This window comes from Streptomyces noursei, from assembly GCF_016917755.1.
Classification (GTDB): Bacteria; Actinomycetota; Actinomycetes; order Streptomycetales; family Streptomycetaceae; genus Streptomyces; species Streptomyces yunnanensis.
In genome coordinates this window covers 6,150,675-6,157,970 of the sequence record NZ_CP070326.1, presented here as the reverse complement: position 1 = coordinate 6,157,970, position 7,296 = coordinate 6,150,675, and the positions used below count along the sequence as shown (strand labels likewise).

At 72.0% G+C, this 7,296-nt stretch carries 1 protein-coding gene (cut by a window edge); it reads right to left on the bottom strand.

Translation table 11 applies throughout. The annotated features are described in order from the left end of the window. Positions 1 to 28: 28 nt before the first annotated feature. Positions 29 to 7,296 carry the 3' portion of a type I polyketide synthase gene (locus tag JNO44_RS27050; RefSeq protein ID WP_478219204.1) on the bottom strand. It continues 2,866 nt past the right edge of the window, so the window shows 7,268 of its 10,134 coding nt (coding positions 2,867–10,134); its start codon lies beyond the right edge, outside the window — the gene reads right to left on this strand; the stop codon is at positions 29 to 31.

The following is a 7,296-nucleotide window of genomic DNA, read 5'->3' as shown; positions in this document are numbered from 1 at the left end:
CTGATGGAAGTTCCGGATTCGCTGGTGCTCAAGAAATCCCGAACTCCTTGCCAATGAGGTCGAACATCTCGTCGTCGGTGGCCGTGTCCAGGTCGGCCTCGGCCTCGGCCTCGGTTTCGCCGCCGTCGGTCCAGCTGGCCATCAGCGCCTTGAGGCGGACGGTGATCTGACCGCGAGTCTCTTCGTTCGCGGTGAACGCGGCCAACTCACCCTGCAGTCGCGCCAGTTCGGCGAGGAGCGGCGCAGCGGAGTTCGCCGTGTCCGGCACGATCTCTGCGGCCAGGTAGCCGGTGAGGGCGGACGGCGTCGGATAGTCGAACACCAACGTCGCGGGCAACCGCAGTCCGGTCGCCGCGTTCAGCCGGTTCCGCAGCTCCACCGCGGTCAGCGAGTCCAGGCCGAGCTCAAGGAACCCGCGCCCGGCATCGATGGCGTCCGGTGAGGCGTGGCCCAGCACGGCCGCCAACTGGCCACGCACCAGGTCGATCAGCACCCGGTCGCGCTCCTCCTCCGCCAGACCGCCGAGCCGCTGCCGCAGGGAAGCCGCGTCCGGAACAGAACCGGCGTCGACGGTCCGCCGCGCCGGTGCCCTCACCAGCCCACGCAGCAGAGCGGGGACGACCTCGGTGGCGCGCAGGGCCGCCGGTGCCAGTCGCACCGGCACGAGCACGGCCTCGTCCGCGCCGATGGCGGCGTCGAACAGGGCCAGGCCCTCGGCGGTGGACAGTGCGGCCATGCCACCGCGTTCGAGCCGGTCGATCTGCTCGTCCGCGAGGTGGGCGGTCATCCCGCCGCGCTGCGCCCACAGGCCCCACGCCAGCGAACTGGCCGGCAGCCCGCTCGCCCGACGTCGCTGGGACAGCCCGTCCAGGAACGCGTTGGCCGCCGCGTAATTGCCCTGTCCCGGACCACCGAAGGTCGAGGCCGCCGAGGAGAACAGCACGAACGCGGCCAGGTCGATGTCCTGCGTCAACTCGTGCAGGTGCAGCGCCGCGTCCACCTTCGGCCGCAGCACCGCGTCGATCCGCTCCGGAGTCAGCGACTCGATCACACCGTCGTCCAGCACACCGGCGGCATGCACCACCGCGGTCAACGGGTGCGCCTCGGGGATGTCCGCGAGAAGCGCGGCGAGCTGGTCCCGCTCGGCCACGTCGCACGCGGCCATCGTCACCGTCGCACCCAGCTCAGTCAGCTTGGTGGCCAGCTCGGCCGCTCCGGGCGCTTCCATGCCCCGGCGGCCGGCCAGCACCAGCCGCCGGACGCCGTGTTCGACGACCAGATGCCGGGCCACCAGCCCGCCGAGCGCACCGGTGGCGCCGGTGATCAGCGCGGTGCCGTCCTGGTCGAGCGCCCGCGGCACCTCGTCGGAGGCCACGGCCCTGGCCAGCCGGGGCGCGTACAACGTGCCTTCGCGCACCGCCAGTCGTGGTTCATCGGTGCCGAGCGCGGCCGAAAGTGCCTGGTAGGAGGCATCGTGCTCGTCGAGATCCAGCAGCACCAGCCGGTCCGGGTGCTCGGCCTGCGCGGACCGGATCAGCCCCCAGACCGCGGCGTGCGCGAGGTCGGGCACGTCCTCCCCGGGCCGGGTGGCCACCGCGCCACGGGTCACCAGCACCAAGCGCGACTGCGCGAACCGCTCGTCGGCGAGCCACCCCTGGACCAGTGCCAGCGCCTTGTGCGTCGCCAGGCGCACCGCCGAGGCCGTGTCGGCGGCGTCCGCGACGGAGTCGACGGTGCACGGCGCGAGCACCACGGCGGGCACCGGCGCCGCATCGAACGCAGCCAGGTCGGCGAACACGTCCACCGGAAGGGCTGCGGCCTGCAGAGCGGCGCCGAGCTTGTCCTGATCCGCGCCGAGGACGGCCCAGCGGTCCGCGACGACCGCGGGCAGCGCCGGGACGACCGCCCAGTCGACGCGGAACAGCGAGTCGTGGCGGACCGCCCGCGCGGCTCGCAACTGCTCGGCGGTAACCGGCCGCAGCACAAGGGAGTCCACCTCCGCCACCGGCTGGCCGAGCGTGTCCGTGACGGCGAGCGACACCGAGTCCTGGCCGTTGGGCGAGATCCGGACCCGCAGCGCGGCGGCACCGACGGCCCGAAGCGACACCCCACCCCACAGGAACGGGAGCCTGCTCTGACCCGAGTCGCCGAGGAAGCCGCCGAGGCCGATCGCCTGGACCGCGGCGTCCAGCAGGGCCGGGTGCAGGCCGAAGCGGCTCGCGTCGGAGCGGCGTTCCTCGGGCAGCGCGACGTCCGCGAAGACCTCGTCACCGTGCCGCCAGGCCGCGCGCAGGCCCTGGAAGGCCGGGCCGTAGTGGTATCCGGTGGCGGCCAGCCGGCCGTACAGGTCGTCGAGCTCGATCGGCACCGCGCCCGCGGGTGGCCAGACACCCCCGGAGTCGGCAGGAGCCGCGGGAGCGTCCGCGGCCAGCACACCGCTGGCGTGCCTGACCCATGCGCCGCCGTCCTCGGACCGCGAGTGGATGCCCAGCGTGCGCCGCCCGGTCGCGTCGGCTTCGCCCACGGACAGCCGGAGTTGACGGCCACCGCGTTCCGGCAGCACCAGCGGCGATTCGAGGGTGAGTTCCTCGACATGGCCGCAGTCCGCCTGGTCACCGGCGCGAACCGCCAGCTCCACGAAGGCGGTGCCCGGCAGCAGGGTCGAGCCCATCACCGCGTGGTCGGCCAGCCACGGATGGCCGGCCAGGGACAGCCGGCTGCTGAACAGCATGCCGTCGGAGTCCGGCAGCTCCACCATCGCGCCCAGCAGCGGATGGTCCGTAGAGCCCAGCCCTGCCGAGGCCACATCGCTCGCCGCCGCCGGGGCGTCGAGCCAGTAGCGCTGACGTTGGAAGGCGTAGGTGGGCAGATCATCCACGGGGCGGGCGTCGGGGAACACGGCCGTCCAGTCGACGGTCGCGCCGCGCACGTGGGCTTCGGCCAGCGACAGCAGGAACCGGTCCAGGCCACCTTCATCGCGGCGCAGGGACCCCAGGGCCACGATCTGCTCGGACGTTTCCTGGATGCCCATCGCCAGCACGGGGTGCGCGCTGGACTCCACGAAGAGGCGGTGGCCCTGCTCGGCGAGCAGCTGCACGGTCTCCTCGAACCGGACCGTCTGCCGGAGATTCCGGTACCAGTACTCGGCATCCAGCACACTGGTGTCGATCCGCTCCACCGACACCGTCGAGAAGAACGGCACCTGCGACGGGCGCGGGGTGATGTCCGCGAGGATGGTCAGGAGCTCGTCGCGGATCTCCTCCACATGCGCCGAGTGGGACGCGTAGTCCACCGGGATGCGACGAGCCCGAACCCCAGACTCCTCACAGTCAGCGAGGAGTTCATCCAGCGCGTCAACATCGCCGGAGACGACGATCGAGCCCGGGCCGTTGACGGCGGCGACGGAGATCCGACCGTCCCAACGCTCAAGACGCCCGGTGACCTCGTCGACCGGCAGGGAGACGGACACCATCCCGCCACGACCGGAGAGAGCCAGCAGCGCCTTGCTCCGCAACGCCACAACCCGCGCAGCATCATCCAGCGACAACGCACCCGCCACACACGCGGCAGCGATCTCACCCTGCGAATGGCCCACCACAGCGGCCGGCTCAACACCGTACGAACGCCACAGCGCCGCCAGGGAGACCATCACCGCAAACAGCACAGGCTGAACAACATCAACCCGCTCCAACGCCTCAGCGTCACCCAGCACGTCCAGCAAGGACCACTCGACGTGCGGCGCAAGAGCCTGCGCACACGCCCGCATCGACTCCGCGAACACCGGCGAGGAGCCCAGTAGCTCCGCGGCCATGCCCACCCACTGCGAACCCTGACCAGGGAAAACGAACACCGCACGGTCACCCGCCACGGTGCCCTGCACCACACCAGGCGCCGCAGTCGCATCCGCCAGCGCGGCCAGGCCGCCGCGGAAGGCAGCCAGGTCAGCACCGACCACCGCAGCACGATGCTCAAAAGCAGCACGCCCCGCAGCGAGCGACAAGCCCACATCCACCGGGTTCAGCTCGGGCGTCGCGTCCATGAAGGACAACAACCGGGCCGCCTGTGCACGCAAAGCCGCCTCGGTCTTGCCCGAAACCACCCACGGCACCGCACCCGGCACCGGCGCGGCAACGGCCTGCGCCTCAACCTGCGGCGGCGCCTCCTCCAGAATCACATGCGCATTCGTGCCGCTGATCCCGAACGACGACACCGCGGCCCGCCGCGGCGCATCCGTCCGCGGCCACTCCACCTGCTCGGTCAGCAGAGAAACGGCACCGGCCGACCAGTCGACCTGAGGGGTCGGCTCGTCCACGTGCAGCGTCTTCGGCAGCACACCGTGCCGCATCGCCAACACCATCTTCATCACACCGGCCACACCAGCAGCGGCCTGAGTGTGACCGATGTTCGACTTCAACGACCCCAGCCACAACGCCCGTTCGCGATCCTGACCATAGGTGGCCAGCAGTGCCTGGGCCTCGATCGGGTCACCCAGCGTCGTGCCGGTGCCGTGCGCCTCCACCGCGTCCACGTCCGACGTGCCAAGGCCCGCGTTGGCCAGCGCCTGGCGGATCACCCGCTGCTGCGACGGACCGTTCGGCGCCGTCAGACCATTGGACGCACCGTCCTGGTTCACCGCGGAACCACGCAACACCGCCAGCACCGGATGCCCGTTCCGACGTGCGTCGGAGAGCCGTTCCACGAGCAGCATGCCCACGCCCTCGGCAAGCGCGAAGCCGTCCGCCGCCGCCGCGAATGCCTTGGAGCGCCCGTCCGCGGCCAGCCCGTTCTGGCGGCTGAACTCAAGGAACATGTCCGGGGTGGACATCACCGTCACGCCGCCGGCCAACGCCAGTTCGCACTCGCCCTGCCGCAGCGCCTGCGCCGCCAGGTGCAGCGCGACCAGCGACGAGGAACACGCCGTGTCCACCGTCACCGCCGGACCTTCGAGACCGAACGTGTACGAAACCCTGCCCGACAGCACACTCGCACCGTTACCGGTCGCCAGATAGCCGTCCAGGTTCTCCGGTGCACCCTGGAGCAGCGGGGCGTAGTGCTGGCCGTTGGTGCCGGCGAACACGCCCACCGGCCGGCCGCGCAAGGAGTTCGGGTCGACACCGGCCCGTTCGAACGCCTCCCAGGAGGTTTCCAGCAGCAGCCGGTGCTGCGGGTCCATCGCCAGCGCCTCACGCGGCGAGATCCCGAAGAAAGCCGGATCGAACTCGCCCGCGTCGTGCAGGAAACCGCCGTTTCCGACATAGGAGGTCCTGGCGCGCTCGCCGTCCTGGTCCACCAGCTGGTCGAGGTCCCACCCGCGGTCGGTGGGGAACTCGCTGATGGCGTCCGTGCCGGCGGAGATCAGCTGCCACAGCTGCTCCTCCGACGTGACCCCGCCGGGGAAACGGCAGCCCATGCCGACGATGGCGATCGGCTCGTCGGTCCCCATGGCCACTGCCGGGACGGTCGAGGCCGTCGCCGGGGCGCCGAGCACCTCGGCCTTGAGGTAGTCGGCGAGCGCGGTGGCCGTCGGATAGTCGAAGATCAAGGTGGCCGGCAGCTTCAGGCCGGTCGCCGCGTTCAGCCGGTTGCGCAGGTCCACCGCGGTCAGCGAATCGAAACCCAGCTCCAGGAAAGCCCGGCCGACCTCGACCGCTTCCGGCGCGGAGTGGCCGAGCACCGCTGCCACCTGGTCGCGCACCAGCTCCAGCACGATCCGGTCGCGTTCGAGATCGGTCTTGCCGGCCAGCCGCTGGGCCAGTACGGAGCCCTCGGCATCTGCCGTCTCGCCCTCTTCCGCCTGTATGCGGCGCACCTCGGGCAGTCCGGCGATCAGCGGGCTCGGCCGCACCGCGGTGAACCCGGCGACGAACCGCTCCCAGTCCACATCGGCGAGCGCAACGAACGTCTCATCGTGATCAATGACCTGTTGCAGGGCGGTGATCGCCAGGGCGGGGTTGATGGCACGCAGGCCGCGACGGCGCAGGAAGTCGAGGAAGCCGTCCTCGGTGTCCGCGCCACCGTCCCATGGGCTCCAGGCCACCGAGGTCGTGGGCAGTCCACGGGCACGCCGCCGCTGGGCCAGTGCGTCGAGGTAGGCGTTGCCCGCCGCGTACGCGCCCTGCCGGCCGCTGCCCCACACGCCGGCCACCGCGGAGAAGAAGACGACGACCGCGTCCGGGGCGTGTTCGTCCAGCAGCTCGTCGAGGTGCGCGGCCATGGCCGCCTTGGCGTCGACCACCGCGGCGAACTCGGCCGGAGTGGTCTCGGCGAGCGGTGCCTGGTCGAGCACGGTCGGCGCGTGCACCACCGCGGTGGGCGGCGTCGCCAACAGCTTCTCCAGCGTCGCGCGGTCGTCGGACGCGCAGGGCACGATGGTCACCCGCGCGCCCGCGTTGACCAGCTCGGCCTCAAGAGCGGCCTCGCCTCCTCCGACACCTCCTTCGGCGCCTTCTTCGCCCCCTTCTTCGCCCTCTTCCTCGACCGGACCGGCCAGCAGCACGTGCTCGGCGCCGTTCTCGGCCAGCCACCGCGCGGCCTGCGCGGCCAGCGGACCGGTACCGCCGGTGACCAGCACCGTGCCGGACGGCCGCCACGCCCTCGACGGGGCCCGGTCGGCCAGCGACGCGTGCTCCAGCCTCCGTCCGTACAACCCGGCGGCACGAAGGGCGAGTTGGTCCTCGTCGTCCGCGCCGGCCAGCACGCCGACGAGTCGTCGCCGTGCCGCGTCGTCCGCATCCACCGGCAGGTCGATCAGACCGCCCCAACGCTGCGGGTGTTCCAGGGCGGCAACCCGGCCGAGACCCCACACCTGGGCCTGCACCGGACTGTCCGGTCCCTCCCCGGACGCGACGGCCACCGCACCACGGGTCGCGCACCACAACGGCGCGTCGATCCCGGCGGTGCCGAGCGCCTGCAGCAGCGAAACGGTGTTCGCCACCCCCACCGGAGTCCCTTCCAACGCCGCCAGGGACAGCACGCCCTCGGGCGCGGCACCGCTCAGCAGCTCGGCGACGGCCCCGGGGTCGGTCCCGGCAGGCAGCTCGACCTCGGTGACTTCAGCACCCGCGGCTTCCAGCGCCGCCACCGCGGCGGTGCCCCACTGCCCGGCGCCGCCCGCCGGGAGCACCACCAGCCAGTTTCCGGACAGCGCGGCGGATGCCGGTTCGGGCAGTCGCTGCCAGCCGATCCGGTAGCGCCAGGAATCAACGGTGGACTTGTCGCGGCGGGTGCGGCGCCATGCCGACAGCACCGGGAGCACCGCTTCGAGCGCGGCTGCGTCGTCGCCGCGTACGCCGAGTG